The 20,065-nt window shown below is 58.6% G+C and carries 20 protein-coding genes and 2 tRNA genes; 14 read left to right on the top strand and 8 right to left on the bottom strand.

The window, feature by feature from the left end; all coding sequences use genetic code 11:
- Positions 1-6 precede the first annotated feature (6 nt).
- Together GOW98_RS20995 and GOW98_RS20990 are read left to right on the top strand one after the other, a co-directional pair.
- The gene (locus tag GOW98_RS20995; RefSeq protein WP_170335717.1) at positions 7-474 is read left to right on the top strand and encodes a DUF192 domain-containing protein; all 468 of its coding nucleotides are present in this window, start codon (positions 7-9) and stop codon (positions 472-474) included.
- Between the two features lie 43 nt (positions 475-517).
- Positions 518-594 (top strand) — tRNA-Pro (locus tag GOW98_RS20990).
- Between the two features lie 10 nt (positions 595-604).
- Here GOW98_RS20990 and GOW98_RS20985 read toward each other — a convergent pair.
- Positions 605-1,039 (bottom strand): hypothetical protein, encoded by a 435-nt coding sequence (locus GOW98_RS20985; protein ID WP_170335715.1) that lies wholly within the window; start codon positions 1,037-1,039, stop codon positions 605-607.
- A 532-nt stretch (positions 1,040-1,571) separates the two neighbouring features.
- On the opposite strand from GOW98_RS20985, the gene GOW98_RS20980 reads away from it, so the two are divergent.
- Together GOW98_RS20980 and GOW98_RS20975 are read left to right on the top strand one after the other, a co-directional pair.
- Entirely contained in the window at positions 1,572-5,192 is a 3,621-nt protein-coding gene (locus GOW98_RS20980) for a vitamin B12-dependent ribonucleotide reductase (protein WP_170335712.1), read from the top strand.
- Positions 5,193-5,736: 544 nt separating this feature from the next.
- Complete coding sequence (locus GOW98_RS20975) at positions 5,737-5,982, top strand: hypothetical protein (protein WP_170335710.1); 246 nt, start codon at positions 5,737-5,739, stop codon at positions 5,980-5,982.
- Positions 5,983-6,031: 49 nt separating this feature from the next.
- Here GOW98_RS20975 and GOW98_RS20970 read toward each other — a convergent pair whose 3' ends face one another.
- Positions 6,032-7,576 carry a trimethylamine methyltransferase family protein gene (locus GOW98_RS20970; RefSeq protein ID WP_170335708.1) on the bottom strand — a complete coding sequence of 515 codons (1,545 nt, stop codon included), beginning with the start codon at positions 7,574-7,576 and terminating at the stop codon, positions 6,032-6,034.
- Positions 7,577-7,992: 416 nt separating this feature from the next.
- On the opposite strand from GOW98_RS20970, the gene GOW98_RS20965 reads away from it, so the two are divergent.
- Complete coding sequence (locus GOW98_RS20965) at positions 7,993-8,511, top strand: outer membrane protein (protein WP_170335706.1); 519 nt, start codon at positions 7,993-7,995, stop codon at positions 8,509-8,511.
- A gap of 6 nt (positions 8,512-8,517) precedes the next feature.
- Here the strand turns inward: GOW98_RS20965 and GOW98_RS20960 are convergent, their stop codons facing one another.
- Entirely contained in the window at positions 8,518-9,708 is a 1,191-nt protein-coding gene (locus GOW98_RS20960) for a pyridoxal phosphate-dependent aminotransferase (RefSeq protein ID WP_170335704.1), read from the bottom strand.
- 61 nt (positions 9,709-9,769) lie between these two features.
- Here GOW98_RS20960 and GOW98_RS25585 point away from each other — a divergent pair, with 61 nt between their 5' ends.
- From GOW98_RS25585 to GOW98_RS20945, 4 genes are read left to right on the top strand one after another with little or no spacing between them, the layout of a single operon-like run.
- Positions 9,770-9,976, top strand: coding sequence for a hypothetical protein (locus tag GOW98_RS25585; protein WP_217359673.1), 207 nt, complete (start codon positions 9,770-9,772; stop codon positions 9,974-9,976).
- Complete coding sequence (gene cysS, locus GOW98_RS20955) at positions 9,973-11,370, top strand: cysteine--tRNA ligase (RefSeq protein WP_170335702.1); 1,398 nt, start codon at positions 9,973-9,975, stop codon at positions 11,368-11,370. Before GOW98_RS25585 ends, cysS begins: the two co-directional genes overlap by 4 nt.
- Positions 11,370-13,004, top strand: a complete 1,635-nt coding sequence (gene cimA, locus GOW98_RS20950; protein WP_170335700.1) for a citramalate synthase — start codon at positions 11,370-11,372, stop codon at positions 13,002-13,004. The genes cysS and cimA overlap by 1 nt, the downstream gene beginning before the upstream one ends.
- Positions 13,001-13,783, top strand: a complete 783-nt coding sequence (locus tag GOW98_RS20945) for a squalene/phytoene synthase family protein (protein WP_170335699.1) — start codon at positions 13,001-13,003, stop codon at positions 13,781-13,783. Before cimA ends, GOW98_RS20945 begins: the two co-directional genes overlap by 4 nt.
- A gap of 3 nt (positions 13,784-13,786) precedes the next feature.
- Here the strand turns inward: GOW98_RS20945 and GOW98_RS20940 are convergent, their stop codons facing one another.
- Positions 13,787-15,013 (bottom strand): MFS transporter, encoded by a 1,227-nt coding sequence (locus tag GOW98_RS20940; RefSeq protein ID WP_170335696.1) that lies wholly within the window; start codon positions 15,011-15,013, stop codon positions 13,787-13,789.
- Between the two features lie 96 nt (positions 15,014-15,109).
- Between GOW98_RS20940 and GOW98_RS20935 the strand changes: the two genes are divergently transcribed.
- From GOW98_RS20935 to GOW98_RS20925, 3 genes are read left to right on the top strand one after another with little or no spacing between them, the layout of a single operon-like run.
- Positions 15,110-15,742, top strand: coding sequence for a DNA-3-methyladenine glycosylase family protein (locus tag GOW98_RS20935; protein ID WP_170335694.1), 633 nt, complete (start codon positions 15,110-15,112; stop codon positions 15,740-15,742).
- On the top strand, positions 15,739-16,404 hold the full coding sequence (locus GOW98_RS20930) for an alpha/beta hydrolase (protein WP_170335692.1): 666 nt from the start codon (positions 15,739-15,741) through the stop codon (positions 16,402-16,404). The genes GOW98_RS20935 and GOW98_RS20930 overlap by 4 nt, the downstream gene beginning before the upstream one ends.
- A gap of 2 nt (positions 16,405-16,406) precedes the next feature.
- Entirely contained in the window at positions 16,407-16,910 is a 504-nt protein-coding gene (locus GOW98_RS20925; protein WP_170335690.1) for a GNAT family N-acetyltransferase, read from the top strand.
- Positions 16,911-16,933: 23 nt separating this feature from the next.
- Here the strand turns inward: GOW98_RS20925 and GOW98_RS20920 are convergent, their stop codons facing one another.
- Complete coding sequence (locus GOW98_RS20920; RefSeq protein WP_170335687.1) at positions 16,934-17,359, bottom strand: VOC family protein; 426 nt, start codon at positions 17,357-17,359, stop codon at positions 16,934-16,936.
- 31 nt (positions 17,360-17,390) lie between these two features.
- Positions 17,391-17,996, bottom strand: a complete 606-nt coding sequence (locus GOW98_RS20915) for an rRNA large subunit pseudouridine synthase E (protein ID WP_170335685.1) — start codon at positions 17,994-17,996, stop codon at positions 17,391-17,393.
- A 213-nt stretch (positions 17,997-18,209) separates the two neighbouring features.
- Between GOW98_RS20915 and GOW98_RS20910 the strand changes: the two genes are divergently transcribed.
- Positions 18,210-18,797, top strand: a complete 588-nt coding sequence (locus tag GOW98_RS20910) for an HNH endonuclease (RefSeq protein WP_170335684.1) — start codon at positions 18,210-18,212, stop codon at positions 18,795-18,797.
- On the opposite strand, the gene GOW98_RS20905 is transcribed toward GOW98_RS20910, so the two are convergent.
- On the bottom strand, positions 18,794-19,261 hold the full coding sequence (locus tag GOW98_RS20905; RefSeq protein WP_170335682.1) for a disulfide bond formation protein B: 468 nt from the start codon (positions 19,259-19,261) through the stop codon (positions 18,794-18,796). The two genes, GOW98_RS20910 and GOW98_RS20905, sit on opposite strands and share 4 nt — an antisense overlap.
- A complete protein-coding gene (locus GOW98_RS20900) occupies positions 19,258-19,836 on the bottom strand; it encodes a YqaA family protein (RefSeq protein ID WP_170335680.1) in 579 nt (192 codons plus the stop codon). Before GOW98_RS20900 ends, GOW98_RS20905 begins: the two co-directional genes overlap by 4 nt.
- A 145-nt stretch (positions 19,837-19,981) precedes the next feature.
- On the opposite strand from GOW98_RS20900, the gene GOW98_RS20895 reads away from it, so the two are divergent.
- A tRNA-Leu gene (locus tag GOW98_RS20895) sits at positions 19,982-20,064 on the top strand.
- Position 20,065: the final 1 nt, after the last annotated feature.

Genomic DNA, 20,065 nt, shown 5'->3' with positions numbered 1-20,065 from the left:
TAACTTATGACCAGACTTTTCGCGGTTCTTGCAGTTTTTTCAGCGCTTTGGACCGGGGATGCACAGGCGGCCTGCCGAGATGAGCGTGTTGGGCTGCGCAACGACAAGACGCAGATTTCCTTCAATGTTGAGCTAGCGATTAGCCCGCAGGAGCGTGCGCGCGGATTGATGTTCCGCGAGTCGTTGTCACAACGTTCTGGAATGCTGTTTGTGTTCGATCCGCCTCAACGGGTCGCGTTCTGGATGAAAAATACGCTGATTCCCTTAGACATCATTTTCCTGGATCGCACGGGTTTGGTGACACATGTCCACGAGAATGCAGTTCCGGGCGAGGAAACCCCGATTGATGGTGGCGATTCGGTGTTTGCAGTACTGGAAATCAACGCGGGGCTGGCGGCTCGCTATCTGATCACTCCGGGAACCCAGATGCAGCACAATATTTTTTCGCAAGGTCCCGCAATTTGGCCCTGTTAGGGCTTTTCAAATCAGATCGGCATCGTTAGGAAGGCGCACGGTCCGGGGCGTGGCGCAGTCTGGTAGCGCACCTGTTTTGGGTACAGGGGGTCGTAGGTTCGAATCCTGCCGCCCCGACCACTTCTTTCCTTTATGTCGGTGAACCACCCATCTTCTGGAACAGCTCGCCGAGCGCCTGATCCAGCGCTTTGCTTTCCACCGGCACCTTCACCGCGGGGCCTGCCTTCTGCGGTACGTTGAAGAACAACTCAGCATCCACACGGTAGCCCGATGTATTTTTGGTCGACGTCATACGCATGACGCTTTTGGGCAGGTCCTGCGGATAACCGTCGTAGTTGAGAATCAGAAATGCCGTAGTGTCGGGTGGCAGTAACTCGGTGCATTCGAACACCCGATTCCCGACTTTCTCGAACTGCTCGCCAGGCCCCGTGCATTGGGTTTCGAATGTACTAAAGAGACGATCAGGGTATCTTTCAAACTGAGCGCTGCGCGTTGGATGGGGCAAATCTTGTGGTGTACAGGCCACGGTCAGCGCCATTATGGGAAGAAAGCGATATACCAACATTGGACCTGACCCCTTCAAGAACTCGTTTTGAACATTAAACTACTTATCCACCTCACCGAGGGATGGCGTCCCGATTCTAGCTCGGTCTACCCACCTTACATCGAGATTATCAAATGCCGATAACTGTGCTGATAAAAACAGTTAATCTGGATGAAACGTTCTCAATTCAACTGCTCGGGGAAGTGGATGACCCTGTGGAGGAATCGCGCCTCGACAATTGGCGGAAGCCCGGAACTCTCAGGTCAATATAAAAGATTTTGAAATTGACTGAAAAATGACGTTGACGATCTATGGCTGAATACGCCAAGTTGTATGGGCCGAAAGAAGTGCCACTAAATCTGGTAGAAAACTAGGACAAGGCACAGGGCGAGGGTCGGAAAGCACATCTATTATACGTGCAACCGTTTGGTCGGTTCTGCGCTGTTAAACTCAGCGCCCGGCTGTTTGCGTCCAATTTTTCTGGCACGGCTGAAGGTTTGGTGAAACGCCCCTGATGCCAACGGACAAGTTGATTGAATCTAGGGCTGCGGACATGAAGATTGACAGGAAATTCACCAAATCGGGGCAGGACGCTTACGCAGATCTGGACTTTGTGTCTGCGACTTCGGAAATCCGGAACCCGGACGGTACAATTGTGTTTCGCCTCGACGAAATTGAAGTTCCCGCCAGGTGGAGCCAGGTGGCAAGTGACGTCATCGCGCAGAAATACTTCCGCAAGGCTGGTATCCCGTCCGCTCTGAAAAAGGTCAAAGAGAAGGACGTTCCCGAATTCCTGTGGCGCTCGGTTCCCGCAGAAGGCGCTGAGTTCGGGGGGGAAACATCATCGAAGCAGGTGTTTGATCGTCTGGCAGGTGCCTGGGCGTACTGGGGCTGGAAAGGCGGCTATTTCTCGACCGAGGAAGACGCGCGCGCTTACTTTGACGAGATGCGCTATATGCTAGCGACCCAGCGCGCTGCTCCGAACAGCCCGCAGTGGTTCAACACGGGTCTGCATTGGGCTTATGGCATCGACGGTCCTGCGCAGGGACACCACTATGTCGACTACAAGACCGGCAAGCTCACCAAATCGAAATCCGCTTACGAACATCCGCAGCCGCATGCGTGCTTCATCCAGTCGGTCGATGATGATCTGGTGAACGAAGGCGGCATCATGGATCTGTGGGTGCGCGAGGCGCGCCTGTTCAAATACGGCTCGGGTACCGGGACCAACTTCAGCCATCTGCGTGCAGAAGGCGAAGCGCTGTCGGGTGGCGGCAAGTCCTCGGGCCTCATGGGCTTTCTCAAGATCGGCGACCGCGCCGCTGGCGCGATCAAATCAGGCGGGACAACCCGTCGAGCAGCAAAGATGGTGATCGTCGATGCAGATCACCCGGACATCGAGCAATTCATCGAATGGAAGGTGATCGAAGAGCAGAAGGTGGCCTCGATCGTTGCCGGATCCAAGATGCACGAGAAGATGTTGAACGGCATTTTCGAGGCCATCCGCAGCTGGGACGGTGCGCAGGACGAAGCGTATGATCCCAACAAGAATGACAGCCTGAAAAAGGCGGTTCGTGAGGCGAAAAAAGTTGCGATCCCCGAAACTTACATCAAGCGCGTTCTGGATTACGCCAAGCAAGGCCACGACAGCATCAAATTCCCCACCTACGACACGGACTGGGATTCGGAAGCCTACAGCTCGGTCTCGGGGCAGAACTCGAACAACTCGATCCGCGTGACCAACGCGTTCCTGACGGCTGTGGAAAAGGACGCTGATTGGGAACTGATCAACCGCACCGACGGCAAGGTCGCCAAGACCGTCAAGGCGCGCGATCTGTGGGAAAAGGTTGGCCACGCCGCATGGGCCTGCGCCGATCCCGGCATCCAGTTCCACGACACGGTCAACGAATGGCACACTTGCCCCGAAGATGGTGAGATTCGCGGCTCGAACCCATGTTCGGAATACATGTTCCTTGATGACACGGCCTGTAACCTGGCATCGATGAACCTGCTGACCTTCCTCAAGGATGGTGAGTTCCAGGCCGCGGACTACATGCACGCTTCGCGTCTGTGGACCCTGACACTGGAAATCTCGGTGACGATGGCGCAGTTCCCGTCGAAGGAAATCGCGCAGCTGTCGTATGACTTCCGTACGCTTGGTCTGGGTTACGCGAACATCGGCGGCCTGCTGATGAACATGGGCTATAGCTACGACTCGGACGAGGGCCGGGCGATCTGTGGCGCGCTGACCGCGATCATGACCGGTGTGGCCTATGCGACCTCGGCTGAGATCGCTGGTGAGCTGGGGCCGTTCAAGGGGTACGAACGGAATGCGGATCACATGCTGCGCGTCATCCGCAACCATCGCCGCGCCTCGCAGGGTGTGACCGAAGGCTATGAGAAACTGGCCGTCAAGCCGGTGCCTTTGGACCACGGCAACTGCCCGGACAAGCGTCTGATCGATCTGGCCATGTCGGCTTGGGATGAGGCGCTGAGCCTTGGTGAGAAGAACGGCTACCGCAACGCACAGGCGACTGTAATCGCGCCCACCGGCACCATCGGCCTGGTGATGGATTGCGACACAACGGGGATTGAGCCGGACTTTGCGCTGGTCAAGTTCAAGAAGTTGGCCGGTGGCGGTTACTTCAAGATCATCAACCGCTCGGTGCCGTCGGCGCTGGAGAAGTTGGGGTATTCTTCGTCTCAGATCGAAGAGATCGTGGGTTACGCCGTTGGTCACGGCACCATCGGCAACGCACCGGGGATCAACCACACCTCGCTGACCGGTCATGGCTTTGGCCCCAACGAGCTGGCCAAGGTGGATGCCGCGCTGGAAAGCGCCTTCGACATCCGGTTCGTCTTCAACCAGTGGACCCTGGGCGAGGATTTCTGCACCGGCGTACTGGGCATTCCGGCGACCAAGCTGAATGACCCGACCTTCGACCTGCTGCGCCATTTGGGCTTTACCCGCGCGGATATCGACGCGGCCAACGACCACGTTTGCGGAACCATGACGCTGGAAGGCGCGCCGCATCTGAAGGAAGAGCACTATTCGATCTTCGACTGCGCCAACCCATGCGGTAAAAAAGGCAAGCGTTTCCTTGGGGTTGATAGCCACATCACCATGATGGCGGCGGCGCAGAGCTTCATCTCGGGCGCGATCTCGAAGACGATCAACATGCCGAACGATGCGACCATCGAGGATTGCCAGAAGGCATACGAACTCAGCTGGTCGCTGGGTGTGAAGGCCAACGCGCTCTATCGTGACGGCTCGAAACTGTCGCAGCCTTTGGCAGCAGCGCTAGTCGAGGATGATGACGAAGCGGCAGAAGTGTTGGAAAGCGGATCGGCGCAAGAAAAAGCCGTCGTTCTGGCCGAGAAGGTGATCGAAAAGGTTGTGGTCAAGGAAATCATCCGCAGCCATCGCGAGAAACTGCCGCATCGTCGCAAGGGGTATACCCAGAAGGCGATCGTGGGTGGGCACAAGGTCTATCTGCGCACGGGTGAGTTCGAAGACGGCAAGCTGGGCGAGATTTTCATCGACATGCACAAGGAAGGCGCTGGCTTCCGGGCGATGATGAACAACTTTGCCATCGCGGTGTCGGTTGGCCTGCAATACGGCGTGCCGCTGGAAGAATTCGTGGATGCCTTCACCTTCACCAAGTTCGAACCGGCTGGAATGGTGCAAGGCAACGACTCGATCAAGAATGCGACGTCGATCCTGGATTACATCTTCCGCGAGCTGGCCGTGTCCTATCTGGACCGCACCGATCTGGCCCATGTGAAGCCCGAAGGCGCAACCTTCGACGATCTGGGCCGCGGGGAGGAAGACGGTCTGTCCAATGTCTCGGAAATCAGTGACAGCGCGGCGACCAAGTCCTTGGAAGTGCTGAAACAAATCAGCTCGACCGGATATCTTCGCAAGCGTTTGCCGCAGGACCTGATGGTCTTCAATGGCGGTCAGGCCGAGGTGAACGGCATGGCCGAAACCGCGCCCACCTTTGAAGCGCCTGTTGCTGAAACAGCGGTTGCTACCGGAATGGACGCGCGGACCAAGGCCAAGATGCAGGGCTATGAGGGTGATCCTTGTGGCGAATGCGGAAACTACACGCTGGTGCGCAACGGCACCTGCATGAAATGCAACACCTGCGGCGCGACCAGCGGATGTAGCTAAAACTAACGCCCCGGCAACCCGGGGCGTAGGGGTCGGAACGCTGCCTAAGTAACCGACCCCGACGAATACGGAGCAAGGTGCTGAGACTTACCATCGATGCCTCGCTCCACTCGGTCGACATGCCCGTGTCGGCCGGGAACAGGGTGGGGCGGAATATATGCTCTTTCCCACTCTTTCACGGGGCGGGTGCGCTCGTCCCATGCGCAGTCCAGGCCGCAGGCAAAAAAACACCGGGCGGTCAACGAAATGAGCCTGGAAGGCGAAACTGACAGGGGGCTTCGGCCCCCTTTCTTTTTGCGAAAGCTTCATCGGGAATTTGAGCAGAGCTTTGCCGGATTTTGCATCTCGCGTCGGGCAAGACTTGCCGAGATGCGACAGGGGCGTTTTTTCCGGCGGGCGCCCGCAGACACGACTCTTTAAAACACGCGGAGATTGGCGCGAAAACGCTGAAAACACTTAAAACGGGTGACAGCGGATCAGGCTCGGGTGTTTCTAATGCTGTCCGGACGACAACACGCAAAAAGCTCAATCAGGAGGCATCACAATGAAACCGCAAACTCTGGCCGTTATCTCTGCCATTGCACTTGGATTTCCGACGCTGGTCGTCGCACAATCCTCGGCTGATGCAAATGGCGATGGTGTACTGACAATCGAAGAAGTTCAGGCCGTTCTGCCCGACGTTGACGCAGATGGTTTCTCGGCGATGGACGCAAATGGTGACGGTGCGCTGGATGAGGCCGAAATTGCCGTGGCACAGGAAGCAGGTTTGCTGCCGGCGACCGACGGCTAACCCCGAAATAGAAAGCGGCCAGATGTTTTCTGGCCGCTTTTACAATGCTTTATTGGCTGAGGTGAATGTTGAACTTTTCACGAAGTTCGGCATCCAGCAGCGGATCGAACCGGGCCGGGGACGGGGTCGACAGGATCTCTTCCTTCCGCTTAATTGCCTTTTCAATCAGGTCGGGTTTGCCCAGTTCTGCCCACTCCTTGGGTGAGGTGCGGTCACCAAAGGTTGGATAGACATAATCCGCCTGCATCCGGCTCAGCGTTGCATCGGTGCCAAGATAATGACCCGGCCCGCCCATGCAGACTTCTGCGATCTGGTCGAGCGCCAGAGTTTCGTCGGTCACTTCAATTCCACGTACGCAGCGCTGCGCCTGACCAATCAGGTCGTCGCTGAGGATGAGGCTTTCCAGACAGAACCCCAGCAACGAGGCGTGCATACCGGCCGCTTCGTATACCATGTTCACACCCGACAGCCCGGCCATGACGTTCGAGCACATCTGCTCCCATCCCGCCTGCATGTCGGGCATCTTCGAATCGGATGCACCAGCGGCTGAACCGCCCGGCAAGTCGTAGAACCGGTGCATTTGGGCACAGCCTGCGGTCAGCAAGGCCTGTTCGCCGGACCCGATCGACATGGCGCCGGTACGCAGGTCCAGGCCAAAGGGCCATGTGCCAAAAATCGCAGGAGCACCGGGACTTACGGCGTTTACATAAACCAATCCCGCCAGGCATTCTGCCGTGGCTTGGGTGATCGCTCCGGCGATTGTTGAGGGCGCGGTCGCACCCGCCATCCCGGCCGACAGCAACAGAACCGGCATCCCGGCCTTGATGCACAGTTCCATAACCTCGCAGCTTTCCGTTGCGAATTTCATCGGCGGCACGACAAAACAGTTCGAGTTCGATACGAACGGACGCTCTCGGTATTTATCTTCACCACCGGCGATCATGTAGATCATCTCCATCGCCGGGGCCACGTGGTGAGGTTCGGTGAAGGATGTGCCGATATGTTTGAATGTGCCCGAACATGCGGCGTAAATCGTGTTCAGATCCATTTCCAGGTTGTCGGGAATGTCTCGGCAAACCATCGGACGCTGGACAAAGTGAATGTTTTCAAGCTGCTCGCAGATTCTGGATGCGTCATGCAGGTCTTGAACCGTGGAATCGCGATATTCATTCCCATGAACGTCAACCATGCTGACGGCCGCACCTGCAGTACCGTAGTGGACCTTGGTACCAGACAGGTCCAGGTCGGTTTTTCCGTCACGGCTGTACAGGGTGACCGAGCGGTTTGCTTTCGCGATCGTGTCCTCGACCAGGGCGCGGGGAAAGCGAATTCGTCCATCGTCGCCCAACGTGCAACCGGCACCGACAAGGTAATCGATACCGCTTTGCGGTGCGTCGGCCAGACCGATGGTCTCCAACGCGGTCAACGCGGCCTCGTGAATGCGTTCGATCTGTGCCTGGGTCAGAACATTGAGGACACCTCCCTCCATGCCGGGGCGGATGGGGCGCAAATGTTCAGGAAGGGCGGTGGCACGGGCAGCACGACGCGCGGCGCGTCCGCCGCTGCGGGAAGAGGTACGGGTTTGATCGTTCATGGGTCAGAATCCAATAGAAAAGGCGTCAGGAGTGAGGGGTATTCACGCCTTTGTTGGTCGCCCTCGTGCTGCACGACCACGATCCGCACCGATGGTGCGGCTGATCAGCCGAATTTTCCAAACGTCGCTTTGCATCTGTCCTCGCGTTTTGACGATCAGTATTCCGATGTGCACAGCTGCTTTCTGTCCTGTTTGCGACCTGAGAGTTCAAAAGCGAAACTGTTGTGCGGGTGTCACGGCGTTTTCTCTGGTTCCAAAGTTTTTTCCCGCTAAGGCAGAAATCTGTTATAGTTCCTTCACTTATTTAAGAGTGGTTCGTGATCTCAATTGAATCTTAATGATCGTGAGCCAGGTTTCTAAGTTAAGGTAACCCGATCGACCAACTGCTTTGGCAAAAGGTCCGGTAGGAGAAATTTATGAAAGCCCTTAAGGCCCTCAGTTTTGTTTTGGTGGCGAGCATCGCAACCCCGGCAATGGCTGAGGATTGGACCGGGGCTTATGCCGGATTTAGCTTTGGGTATGCGGAAGCCGATGGCCCGAACGGGTCGAGCGGTAACGATACGGCCTTTGGCCCTCATATCGGGTATGACCGAGATTTCGGCAACTTTGTTCTGGGCGGTGAGCTTGAATATAATCGCCTTTCATTCGACCTCAGTGATGGCGAAGGCAGCGTAGACAGCATGACCCGTCTGAAACTGCGTGGTGGTTACGACTTCGGTGGAGCTTTGGGGTACGTAATCGTTGGCGCAGCCAGATTGGATGCCTCGGTCGACAACGACACTGCTGCGGTTTACGGAATCGGTGTTGCCTATCCCATAAATGATCGCTTGGTGATCAGCGGCGAAGCGTTGCGTCAGAATTTTGACGATGTCACCCGCACGGAAGGCGGTTTGGGGTCGAATGTGTTCAACCTTCGTACCTCTTTCCGGTTCTGAAGCCGGTCAACTGACGACGGCGTGATGTTCAGCTAATTCAGCCGCAAAGGTACAGATTGTGGAAAGAGCGCTTGCGAACCTTTCGTCATCGATGGTCATAGCCACGCGGATATGACCCGCGGCGGCTGACCCGAAACTTTCACCCGGCATCACTGCGATCGCGTGGGAATCGAGCAGGGCGTTGGCGAATTCATCCCCGCTGAGCCCGGTGGCTCGGATATCCAACATCAGGTACATCGCTCCCTGCGCCGGAACCATCTCGATGGTGTTCTGCGCGTCGAGAATACCAACCGCAAGCGCGCGGCGTCGGCGGAAGGGTTCGGCGATCTGCTCCTCCAGATCATTGCCCGCGTTCAGTGCGAAACTGGCCGCGTCCTGAATAAATCCCGGTACGCCATAGGTTGTGTTTGTGGCGAGGTTGATCAGATGCGAGATTACCTCTTCCGGGCCGACAATCCAGCCGCAGCGGGACCCGGTCATCGCGTGGGATTTCGACATCGAACCGACAACCAGCGTTCGTTCGGCCATGTCGGGCAGGGTACGGGGTGAGATATGTTCGCCTTCCCAGACTTGCGTGTCATAGACCTCGTCGGAAATCAGCCAGAGATCGCGCTGGCGGCACACCTCGGCGATCCCTTCGAGGGTCTGCCGGGAATACACCACGCCTGTAGGATTGTTCGGCGTGTTGACCAGCAAGGACACTGCGCCATCGGCAGCGGCCTCGATCTGCTCGGCGCGGGGCTGGAACGCGTTTTCGGCGGTGGTCTGGATCGATCGAGCCACGGCTCCGGCGCCCCGGATTGTGCCGGGATAGGTGGCGTAATAGGGGTCGAGATACAGCCCCACATCACCGGGATCACACACCGCGACATGGGCTGCAAACAGCGCCGATTGCCCGCCGGGCGTTATCAATACGTTGTTGCGCGTGGTGGGGATACCGGTGCGAGCTCGCAACCGGGCGGCGACTGTGTCGCGCAGCAGATCGGTGCCGGGAACCATGGCATAACCGGTGTGACCCTGCCGGGCAGACAAGTCCATCGCCTCAAGGATCGATGCATCGGTGCGGATGTCATGTTCGCCGATGGTCAGTTCGGTCACTGCATAGCCGTCGCTGATCATCTGGCGGGCGCGATAGAACACATCCCAACCGTCACTGCCGCCTTCGGTCAGATGCGTGATGCGCTGTGACAATTTCATGGTCCGTCTCCGTCTGATGTCTTGCGCAGACTGGGCCAGAGGCGTTCGGGAATGTCAATCGGTGACCGTGGGCTCGGAACTGGGGGCTTGGCGCAAAGCGATCCGCGTGGTACTGGAACGGTATGAACCGGAAGTCCTGCATCATTATCTGCTGCATTACCTGCTGATTTATCAAGCGGGCCGGTTTCTTTCGTTTTCATCCCTGAGACAAGTTGCTAAGCCCGCGCCAACGCGAGAAGCCACGCTGTTTTTAGGAGCCGACCGATGACGAAGATCAAACTGCACAACACCCGGACGCGGACGAAAGAGGATTTCGTTCCGATCAGCGCCGAAAATGTGCGGATGTATGTCTGCGGGCCCACCGTCTACGATCGTGCTCATTTGGGTAACGCTCGGCCGGTGGTGGTGTTTGATGTGCTCTATCGCTTGCTGCGGCACACCTACGGCGCAGATCACGTGACTTATGTGCGCAATTTCACCGACGTGGATGACAAGATCAACGCGACTGCTCTGGCGCGTCAGCAGGCCGGGGCCGTGGGCACATTGGAGCAATTGGTGCAGGAGCGCTCGGACGAGACAATCGGATGGTATCTGCATGACATGGGCGCGCTTGGGGCTTTGGAGCCGAATGAGATGCCGCGCGCCACGCAATATATCGATCAGATGATCGCGATGATCGAAGGTTTGATCGAGAAGGAACACGCGTACGCAGCCGAAGGCCATGTTCTGTTCGCCGTGGACAGTTGGAAGGAGAAATACGGCGCTTTGTCCGGTCGGTCTGTCGATGACATGATCGCAGGCGCGCGGGTTGAGGTTGCGCCCTACAAAAAGAACCCGATGGATTTCGTGCTGTGGAAACCCTCGACTGATAATCTCCCCGGATGGGACAGCCCTTGGGGAAGGGGGCGTCCGGGGTGGCACATTGAATGCTCGGCCATGAGCTATGAGCTGTTGGGCGACAGCTTTGACATTCACGGCGGCGGCAACGATCTGATGTTCCCGCATCATGAAAACGAGATCGCCCAAAGCTGCTGCGCCCATCCCGAAGGGGAGTTCGCACGCGTCTGGTTGCACAATGAGATGCTGCAGGTCGAAGGCAAGAAGATGTCAAAATCGCTTGGCAATTTCTTCACCGTTCACGATCTGCTGGAGCAGGGTGTTCCGGGGGAGGTGATCCGCTTTGTCTTCCTGCAGACCCATTATCGCAAGCCGATGGACTGGACTGAGAAGAAGGCACGCGAGGCCGAGGTGACGCTGCGCAAGTGGCGGGCGATGACAGCGGGCATAGAGCCCGCCGCCAGCGCGGCGCCCACAGTTGTCGCTGCGCTGAGTGACGACCTGAACACGGCGGGCGCTTTGACCGAGCTTTACCGTCTGGCTGCGGATGGAGATGCGGCGGGGCTGCTGGCGAGTGCGCAGTTGTTGGGTCTCTTGTCTGACGAGATGGGCGCTTGGGCGGATACAGCTTCGGTGGACTTGTCCGCTCATGCGGACCGGCTGGCGGATGCGCGGGTCACTGCGATGCAGAGCAAGGATTTTTCCGAAGTGGACCGCCTGAAAGCGGCGTATCTGGCTGCCGGGTTGGAAGTTCGTATGAGCAAGGATGGGGTCGAACTGGTGCCAAGCGCCGGGTTCGACGCGGCCAAGCTGGAGGAGGTTTGATGTCAAAGGAACGTCTCTACCTCTACGACACGACCTTGAGGGACGGGCAGCAGACGCAGGGCGTTCAGTTCTCGACCGCTGAGAAAGTGCAGATCGCGCAGGCCCTGGACGAGTTGGGCGTGGACTATATTGAGGGTGGCTGGCCCGGGGCGAACCCGACGGACAGCGCGTTTTTTGAGGTTGCACCAAAGACGTCCGCCCGTCTGACCGCGTTTGGGATGACCAAGCGATCGGGCCGGTCTGCCGAGAATGATGACGTTTTGGCCGCGGTGATGAATGCGGGGACGCAGGCCGTATGTCTGGTCGGCAAATCGCATGATTATCACGTCACCCATGCGCTGGGGATCTCGCTGGAGGAGAATGTCGAGAACGTCCGCGCTTCGGTCGCGCATATCGTGGCGCAGGGGCGCGAGGCTCTGTTCGATGCCGAGCATTTCTTTGACGGCTACAAGGACAATCCCGGTTATGCGGTTGAGGTGTGTCGGGCCGCTCTGGACGCAGGCGCGCGCTGGGTCGTGCTGTGCGATACCAATGGTGGCGCTCTGCCGGCTGAGGTGTCGCGGATCGTTTCAGAGGTGATTGCCGCCGGGCTGCCCGGGGATCGGTTGGGCATTCATACCCATAACGACACCGAGAATGCAGTCGCCTGTTCTTTGGCGGCTGTCGATGCCGGTGCGCGGCAGATTCAGGGCACGCTGAACGGGTTGGGAGAACGTTGCGGCAACGCCAACCTGACCGCTCTGATCCCGACATTGCTGTTAAAAGAGCCCTATGCTTCGTGTTTTGAGACCGGCGTCAACTTGCAGGCTTTGGGTGGTCTGACGCGCATCAGCCGAATGTTGGACGATATCCTGAACCGGGTGCCCAGCAAGCAATCGGCCTATGTCGGAGCCTCGGCCTTTGCCCATAAGGCGGGGCTGCACGCCAGCGCGATCCTCAAGGACCCATCGACCTATGAACATGTTGATCCGGGTTCGGTCGGGAACGCGCGGATCATTCCGATGTCGAACCAGGCAGGGCAGTCGAACCTGCGCAAACGTCTGACCGAGGCCGGTTTGGTCGTCGAGAAAAACGACCCGGCGCTGGGGCGTATTCTGGACCGGATCAAGCAGCGTGAGGCCGAGGGGTATTCGTATGACACTGCTCAGGCCAGCTTCGAGTTGCTGGCGCGGGATGAACTTGGTCAATTGCCTGAATTCTTTGAGGTCAAGCGCTACAAGGTGACCGTCGAGCGGCGCAAGAACAAGTACAATAAGATGGTCAGCCTGTCCGAGGCTGTGGTTGTTGTTAAGGTCGACGGGGAAAAGAAGCTGTCGGTCAGTGAGTCGCTGGATGAGGATGGCAGCGACCGGGGGCCGGTGAACGCGCTGGCCAAGGCACTGGCGAAGGATCTGGGACAGTACTCACAGGTTCTGGCCGATATGAAGCTGGTCGATTTCAAGGTGCGCATCACCCAGGGTGGGACCGAGGCGGTGACCCGCGTCATCATCGACAGCGAAGACGGGCAGGGGCGGCGCTGGTCGACCGTGGGCGTCAGCGCGAACATAGTCGATGCCTCGTTCGAGGCACTACTAGACGCGATCCAGTGGAAATTGGTGCGCGATTGCGGGCCAAAAGCGGCGGTGGCCGAGTGACCGTAGAATTCGACGACGACGTCAAAGCCTGCGCGGAACTGGTGCATCGCGCTGATCCCGATCGGTTCATGGCGGTGATGGCGGCTCCCGTTGCGGCGCGGCCGCTGTTGTTTCCACTGTACGCACTGAATGTCGAGGTCGCGCGCGCCCCTTGGGTCACGCAAGAGGTGATGATCGCCGAGATGCGGCTGCAATGGTGGCGCGATGCGCTGCAGGAGATTGCCGAGGGTAAGCCCGCACGCCGGCACGAGGTCGTGACGCCCTTGTCGCAAGTTCTGTCGCCGCATCTGGCTGCTATGCTCGATGAGTATGTCGCCGTCAGGCGTTGGGACATTTACCGCGATCCGTTTGAGGATGAGGCGCATTTCGACGCCTATATCAACCACTCGGCCGGGTCGCTGATGGTTGCGACGGCGCAGGTTTTGGGCGCTGCGGATGAGGGCGTTCTGCGCGACTTTGGCTATGGCGTCGGCGTGGCGAATTGGCTGCGGGCCATTCCTGGTCTTGAGGCGCGAGGCCGTATCCCCTTGCTGGTTGGCACATTCGAAGGTGTGCAGGCGCTGGCGCAAAAGGCGTTGGACCGGGTTCAGCAGGCGCGTTCCAACGCCTCCGGTGTTTCGGCAGATGCGCGGCCTGCGCTGTTTGCCGGGTGGCAGGCGGAATGGGTTTTGCGTCAGGCCGCGGCACGCCCGGATCGTGTGGCTGCTGGGGATTTAGCGCAGGGCGAAATTCGGCGCAGGCTGTCGTTGATGTTGAGGGTGGCCAGCGGGCGTTGGTAGGTCCTAGACCGTTTCCACCTCGGACGGTTTCAGGACCAGCCACAACAGTGCACCGCCCGCCAGTGTCAGCAGCGGGATCATGGCGAGGTTGACCGCCGTCCAGCCCTCGACCGCGGAACCGCCCGAGCAGTTCATCAACCCGCCTGATGCCAGCGACGCAAGCGTGACGCCGCCAAACACCAGCAGGTCGTTCAGGCCTTGCATCCGCCCGCGTTCGTTCACGTCGTGCGAAGCGGCCAGCATAGTGGTCGCGCCGATAAAGCCGAAGTTCCAGCCTATCCCCAACAGGATGAGGGCGACGAAGAAATTGCCCAACTCGACGCCTTGTAGGGCAACCACACCCGCGCCAGCCAATATGGCAAGGCCGAGGGCTACGATTTTCTCAACCCCAAAGCGCGCGATGAGCTGCCCGGTGAAAAAGCTGGGTACATACATTGCCAACACGTGGCTGGTGACCACGTCGGCGGCGTCATTGGCGCTGAACCCGCAGCCCACGACCGCCAGCGGGGTCGAGGTCATCACAAGGTTCATCAGCGCGTAAGACACCATAGCGCAGATGATGGCCACGGCGATACGCGGGGTCTTAAGCATTTCCAGACGGGTTCGCCCGTGGGGTGCGTCTGCCTTGGGGGCCTCGGGCGTGGGAATGTCGAGGAAAAAGAACAGTGCCGAGCCGAAAACATTCAGCGCAATCACCGCCATGTACGTGCCGAGAAACGGGATCACATAGGCGGTCGAGGTCAGCTTGACGATCTGCGGCCCGATGATCGCCGCAGCGAGACCGCCTGCCATGACATAAGAGATCGCCTTTGGGCGGAACGCGTCCGATGCGGTGTCTGCGGCGGCAAAGCGATAGAATCCGTGCGCGCTCATGTAGATGCCGGTCAGGAGGCTGCCCAGAAGGAAGATCGGGAATGAACCCAGATACAGCCCATACGCACCAACAAGACCGCCGCAAGCACCCGCCGTGGCACCAACCAGAAACCCGGTGCGTCTACCCCAGCGCTGCATGATCGCTGAAATCGGCGTGGCCGCCAGCATCGAGCCCAGAACGATCAACGAAATGGGCAGGGTGGCCAGACAGGGATTAGTTGCCAGTGACTGCCCCGCAAGCCCGCCAACAATGAAGATCATCGGCATCTGCGACCCCAGCACGGCCTGTGCTGCCACCAATACGGCGACGTTGCGTTTGGCCTGTCTGTTGTCCGGGGCGGTGGCGGTCTGTGTCATGGGCCCATGGGTATCCGCGAAAACGTAGCCGCACAAGCGGGTTGCATATGCGGCAAAGCAGCCTAACGTGCGTGTGAGCATCAGCCCGGAGCGCGCATGTCCGTCGGACGTATCATCGAAACCAACGAATGTGTGTCGGAAGGGGCGGCGTGGCTGGCCGAAACCTGCCCGCGCATGGCTTATGCGATGGAGCAAACCGGACCGTTGCCCTTGCGCCGCCGCCCGGACGGGTTTGCCCAGCTTCTCAGTGCGATTGTCAGCCAACAGGTCAGCGTGGCCTCGGCCAATGCGATCTGGAAGCGGCTGCAGGAGGCAAAACTGACCGGCCCACGCAAGATCATGTGGGCCACGGATGACGACTTGCGGGCCGTGGGACTGAGCCGCCAGAAAATCCGCTATGCTCGCGCACTGGCCGAAGCGCGCATTGATTACAAGACTTTACGTGATGCACCTAACGCTGACGTTATCGCCACATTGACCGAAGTGCCGGGCATTGGCGTCTGGACCGCTGAGATCTATGCAATGTTCTCACTGGGCCGCGCTGACGTAATCGCTCCGGGCGACCTTGCGCTGCAAGAGGCCGCGCGGATTCTCTATGACCTGCCCAAACGCCCGACCGATAAGGAACTACGGCAGATGGCCGAGGCCTGGTCGCCCTGGCGGTCGGTTGCGGCGCGGGTGCTGTGGGCCTATTACCGGGTGGCCAAAGAACGAGAAGGGATCAGATGACTCGAGTTTTGAATGCGCTCCGAAAAGAGCCGGTTTCGGGCGATACACGCTCGGTCGTGGTGTTCGTGCACGGCTATGGGGCCAATGGCGCTGATTTGTTGGGGCTGGCCGATCCGCTGGGGGAGCACCTGCCGGATACGTTGTTCGTCGCCCCCGACGCGCCCGAACAGATCCCAGGAATGCCCAACGGTTTCCAGTGGTTTCCAATCCCGTGGATCGACGGTTCCTCCGAGGAAGAAGCGCGCCGCGGCATGGAGATGGCTGCCGATGATTTCAACGCCTTCCTCGATGCGCTGATGGTGGACGAAGACGTGTTGCCCGAACAGGTGGTGCTGTTCGGCTTTTCGCAAGGCACGATGATGAGCTTGCACGTCGCCCCGCGTCGCGAAGACCCGGTTGCCGGGATCGTCGCGTTTTCGGGCCGGTTGCTTGAGCCCGATCTGCTGCCCGATGAAACCGTCAGCCGGATGCCGATCCTGTTAGTGCACGGTGACGCTGACGATGTTGTTCCGCCGCAATCCTTGCCCGAGGCGGCCGAAGCCCTGCAGGCGGCGGATTTCAAGGAAATCTACGCGCATGTGATGAAGGGCACCGGTCACGGCATCGCGCCCGACGGCCTGAGCGTCGCACTGGCGTTCATGCGCGACAAGCTGAGCCTATAGCCATGATCGCTGTCCGCCCCATGATGCCCGAAGATGTCAGCACTGCGTGCCGCATCCTGAATGATATCATCGAGATCGGGGGTACGACCGCGTTTGAAATCCCCTTTTCGGAGGCATTGTTCGCGCAGAGCTACTTAAATGGAACGGACATCATTTGCTGCCACGTCGCCTTAGACGATCAGGGCGAAGTGGCAGGTTTCCAATGGCTGGGAGCTCATGACGCTTTGCCCGAGGATTGTGCAGACATCGCCACATTCGCGCGTAGGGAGCCGCCCTTGAAAGGGGTGGGACGTGCGCTGTTCTCTGAGACCTCGAAATTCGCCGCCGGACTGGGTTTGAATGCGATCAACGCAACGATCAGAGCCGATAACAGGCAGGGGCTGAGTTACTATGACAAGATGGGATTTCAGGACTATTCGGTCGCCTATGGCGTGCCGCTGCGGAATGGCACACCGGTTGATCGGATCTCGAAACGGCTTGATCTACGAGCAAACACCGCCCTCTGACCGATAAGGGACGGTCAGATCTGTCAGTCCCAAAGATGTCCTTCGGCAAACTCGACCGAGTTACCCGATGGATCGCGAACGTAAAGCGAGCGTGCACCGTCCGGCCAGTCGAATTCGGCATCCACTGGAATGTTCCAATCCAAAAGGTGTTTACGCATCACGTCGATCTGCGCCCGCGTCAGGATAAGGCAGACGTGACCGGGGCCGCGTGCTCCGTGGGGTGGAACTGGAAGGTCGGGGTTGATCGGCGGTTTCTCAGTCTCCTCGGCATTGAACAGCAACAGGACCGAGGCACCTACACGGAAGAATACGTGCCGGTCCGCCACCCGCTGGATTTTCTCCAACGCCAGAACGTCGCCGTAGAATTGCTCTGCCGCGTCCAGGTCATCGACATAGAGCGCAGCTTCGAGGATACCGGCAGGTGAGGGTATGTCCGGAGTCACTTTCATACCCTAAACCTATCACAACACGCGGTTTTTGTCACCGGCGCGGTCGGCGGTCCCGTTTGCGTTGTGGTGCGGAGTTCAAGGCCGGTGCGGGTAGGCTGTCCCATTGACCGGGTTCCAGCCCCTCCAACGACCAGTCGCCAATCCGGGCGCGAATCAGGCGCAGGGTTGGGTGGCCCACGGCTGCCGTCATCCGCCGCACTTGACGGTTCTTCCCTTCCCGCAGTGTCAGTTCGATCCAGCAGTCGGCTACTGTCTGGCGCTCCCGGATCGGTGGATTGCGCGGCCACAGGCCTTCGGGCTCATCCATCAGCCGGGCTTTGGCGGGGCGCGTCTTTCCGTCTTTCAACTCAACCCCGTCACGAAGGGCTTTCAGGGCTGCGGCATCCGGCAGACCCTCGACCTGCACCCAATAGGTTTTGGGCATTTTGTGCTGGGGGTCGGATATCTGAGCTTGCAGTCGCCCGTTATCGGTCAGCAGCATCAACCCTTCGCTGTCCCGGTCCAGGCGCCCTGCCGGATAAACACCGGGCAGGTCGATGTAGTCTGATAAAGTGCTGCGCGGCGACTCCGCATTGGCGCGGTCGGTAAACTGCGGCAGCACGTCAAAGGGTTTGTTGAATCGGATGAACCAGCTCATGTCCCACGCCATAGCCCGCAGACCACACCGGTGCAACCTGTGGATAACTGTCACGCAAATGTTACGGATTCGCCTTACCCAATACCCGAGATATTGTGGAAACTCAGGGCTTGTCAGAGTTTTAACACGATATATAGTTAAGTTAAGGCCGGGGCGGGTGTTCCCCGCTCTGATGTCAAAAACGGGCAGAGCAGAGCGAGGAGCGATTCTGATATGGATGGAGACTTCAGGACCGAATTTGTCAGGGAACCCGGTGCGCTTAAGCATCATCCGGCATTGGTTTTGAACGCCGATTATCGCCCCTTGTCCTATTACCCGCTTTCCTTGTGGCCGTGGCAAGAGGCGATCAAGGCGGCCTGGCTAGACAGGGTGGACATTGTGGCCGAGTACGACGAGGTCGTCCGAAGCCCGAGTACCGAGATACGAATACCGTCGGTCGTTGTTCTAAAAGACTATGTAAAACCCAGAAAGCGCGTGGCCTTCACGCGCTTTAATTTATTCTTGAGGGACGAATTCCGGTGTCAGTACTGTGGCAGCAAGGGTGATCTGACCTTTGACCATGTGGTGCCGCGTGCCGCTGGCGGCGTGACAAGCTGGCAGAACGTGGTGGCGGCGTGCAGTCCCTGTAACCTGAAGAAGGGTTCGAAATCGCTGCGGCAGGCGGGGATGACGCTGCGCAAACCACCGCGCCAACCGGATGCTGAAGCTCTGCGTAATGTCGGGCGCAAGTTCCCGCCGAACCACCTACATGACAGCTGGATCGACTTTCTTTATTGGGATGCGGAACTGGACGAGTTCTAACGGCCCACCCGCCACGCGGCGATCCAGACCAGCACCAGAACGCCCGACAGGATGGCGTTCCAGCCAGCCATCGAAATGCCCATCATCTGCCAAGGAATGTCATCGCAACGCACCAGCGGCGCGGACATAATCTGGTCCATCAACTCCTGGGTCGACAGGCCGCCGATATCTCCGGATGTGCAGCTTGTGGGGCCTTCCCACCATTTTTGCTCGACCCCGGCGTGGTACACACCGATGACTGCTGTCGTCAGCGCAGCGAGCGCGCCCAGCAGGGGCAGCAGGTTCACACGCGGCAGCGCCAAAGCCACAGCGCCGATCAGGATGGCCGCGCCGTGCGGATACCGTTGCCAGATGCACATCTTGCAGGGCGCCATGCCACCGAGATGCTGAAAGCCCCATGCCCCAAGCAGCAACGCCAATGAACCGCAGCTCGCGATCAGGACCAAAATGTTTTTGCGTGTCATAGGTATTTCACCACCAAGAAACCGCCAAACAGCAGAATGACGAACAGAGTGAACATCAGGCCCAAACGTTTTTCAATGAAGTCACGGATCGGTTCACCAAATTTCCAAAGCAACCCGGCGACCAGGAAAAACCGTAGCGCGCGGGCGAGAATAGATGTTGCAATGAAGGTGCCCAGCGGCATGCCGGTCCATCCCGACATGATAGTGATGACCTTGTAGGGGAAGGGCGTGACACCGGCCCCCAGTACGGCCCAGAAACCGAAATCGTTAAAGCGGGTGTTGAACTCTTCCATGGCGTGCGCCTTACCCATAGATTCCAGAATCGGCTGGCCGATGCTTTCGTAAAAGAAGGCGCCGATGGCGTAGCCCAACAAGCCCCCCAGAACCGAGGCAGCCAAAGCAACCGTTGCAATCAACCACGCGCGCGACGGACGGGCCAGGATCATCGGAATCATCAGCACATCCGGTGGGATCGGAAAGACCGAACTTTCGATAAAGGCCACAAAAGCCAACGCCCATAGGGCATGCGGATGTTCGGCCAGACGAATGGTCCAGTCATAAAGCGATCGTAACATACGGTGTTAAAATCCTGTTCTAACGTTGCGCCAGCCAAACCACGCGCCTGTTGAGGCGTCAACCACCGCTGTGAAAACAAAACGGATTTGGGTTGGTTTTTGCCTCTGGACCTTCCCGGTCATGAACGCTAATCCAGTGTTCGTGGCCCAAGTGGCGGAATGGTAGACGCAGGGGATTCAAAATCCCCCGATGGCAACATCGTGAGAGTTCGAGTCTCTCCTTGGGCAC

The sequence above is a fragment of the Ruegeria arenilitoris genome, assembly GCF_013032445.1.
GTDB classification, from domain to species: Bacteria; Pseudomonadota; Alphaproteobacteria; order Rhodobacterales; family Rhodobacteraceae; genus Ruegeria; species Ruegeria arenilitoris_F.
This window is presented reverse-complemented; position numbering and strand designations above follow the sequence as displayed.

What these genes read in the sequence shown, in the direction of transcription:
- GOW98_RS20940 (WP_170335696.1), bottom strand. Translation starts at nt 15,013, where the DNA reads ATGACACAGACCGCCACCGCCCCGGACAACAGACAGGCCAAACGCAAC.
- GOW98_RS20920 (WP_170335687.1), bottom strand. Translation starts at nt 17,359, where the DNA reads ATGAAAGTGACTCCGGACATACCCTCACCTGCCGGTATCCTCGAAGCT.
- GOW98_RS20900 (WP_170335680.1), bottom strand. Translation starts at nt 19,836, where the DNA reads ATGTTACGATCGCTTTATGACTGGACCATTCGTCTGGCCGAACATCCG.
- GOW98_RS20975 (WP_170335710.1), top strand. Translation starts at nt 5,737, where the DNA reads ATGAAACCGCAAACTCTGGCCGTTATCTCTGCCATTGCACTTGGATTT.
- cysS (WP_170335702.1), top strand. Translation starts at nt 9,973, where the DNA reads ATGACGAAGATCAAACTGCACAACACCCGGACGCGGACGAAAGAGGAT.
- GOW98_RS20930 (WP_170335692.1), top strand. Translation starts at nt 15,739, where the DNA reads ATGACTCGAGTTTTGAATGCGCTCCGAAAAGAGCCGGTTTCGGGCGAT.
- GOW98_RS20935 (WP_170335694.1), top strand. Translation starts at nt 15,110, where the DNA reads ATGTCCGTCGGACGTATCATCGAAACCAACGAATGTGTGTCGGAAGGG.
- cimA (WP_170335700.1), top strand. Translation starts at nt 11,370, where the DNA reads ATGTCAAAGGAACGTCTCTACCTCTACGACACGACCTTGAGGGACGGG.
- GOW98_RS20970 (WP_170335708.1), bottom strand. Translation starts at nt 7,576, where the DNA reads ATGAACGATCAAACCCGTACCTCTTCCCGCAGCGGCGGACGCGCCGCG.
- GOW98_RS20925 (WP_170335690.1), top strand. Translation starts at nt 16,407, where the DNA reads ATGATCGCTGTCCGCCCCATGATGCCCGAAGATGTCAGCACTGCGTGC.
- GOW98_RS20965 (WP_170335706.1), top strand. Translation starts at nt 7,993, where the DNA reads ATGAAAGCCCTTAAGGCCCTCAGTTTTGTTTTGGTGGCGAGCATCGCA.
- GOW98_RS20910 (WP_170335684.1), top strand. Translation starts at nt 18,210, where the DNA reads ATGGATGGAGACTTCAGGACCGAATTTGTCAGGGAACCCGGTGCGCTT.
- GOW98_RS20985 (WP_170335715.1), bottom strand. Translation starts at nt 1,039, where the DNA reads ATGTTGGTATATCGCTTTCTTCCCATAATGGCGCTGACCGTGGCCTGT.
- GOW98_RS20960 (WP_170335704.1), bottom strand. Translation starts at nt 9,708, where the DNA reads ATGAAATTGTCACAGCGCATCACGCATCTGACCGAAGGCGGCAGTGAC.
- GOW98_RS20915 (WP_170335685.1), bottom strand. Translation starts at nt 17,996, where the DNA reads ATGAGCTGGTTCATCCGATTCAACAAACCCTTTGACGTGCTGCCGCAG.
- GOW98_RS20995 (WP_170335717.1), top strand. Translation starts at nt 7, where the DNA reads ATGACCAGACTTTTCGCGGTTCTTGCAGTTTTTTCAGCGCTTTGGACC.
- GOW98_RS20980 (WP_170335712.1), top strand. Translation starts at nt 1,572, where the DNA reads ATGAAGATTGACAGGAAATTCACCAAATCGGGGCAGGACGCTTACGCA.
- GOW98_RS20905 (WP_170335682.1), bottom strand. Translation starts at nt 19,261, where the DNA reads ATGACACGCAAAAACATTTTGGTCCTGATCGCGAGCTGCGGTTCATTG.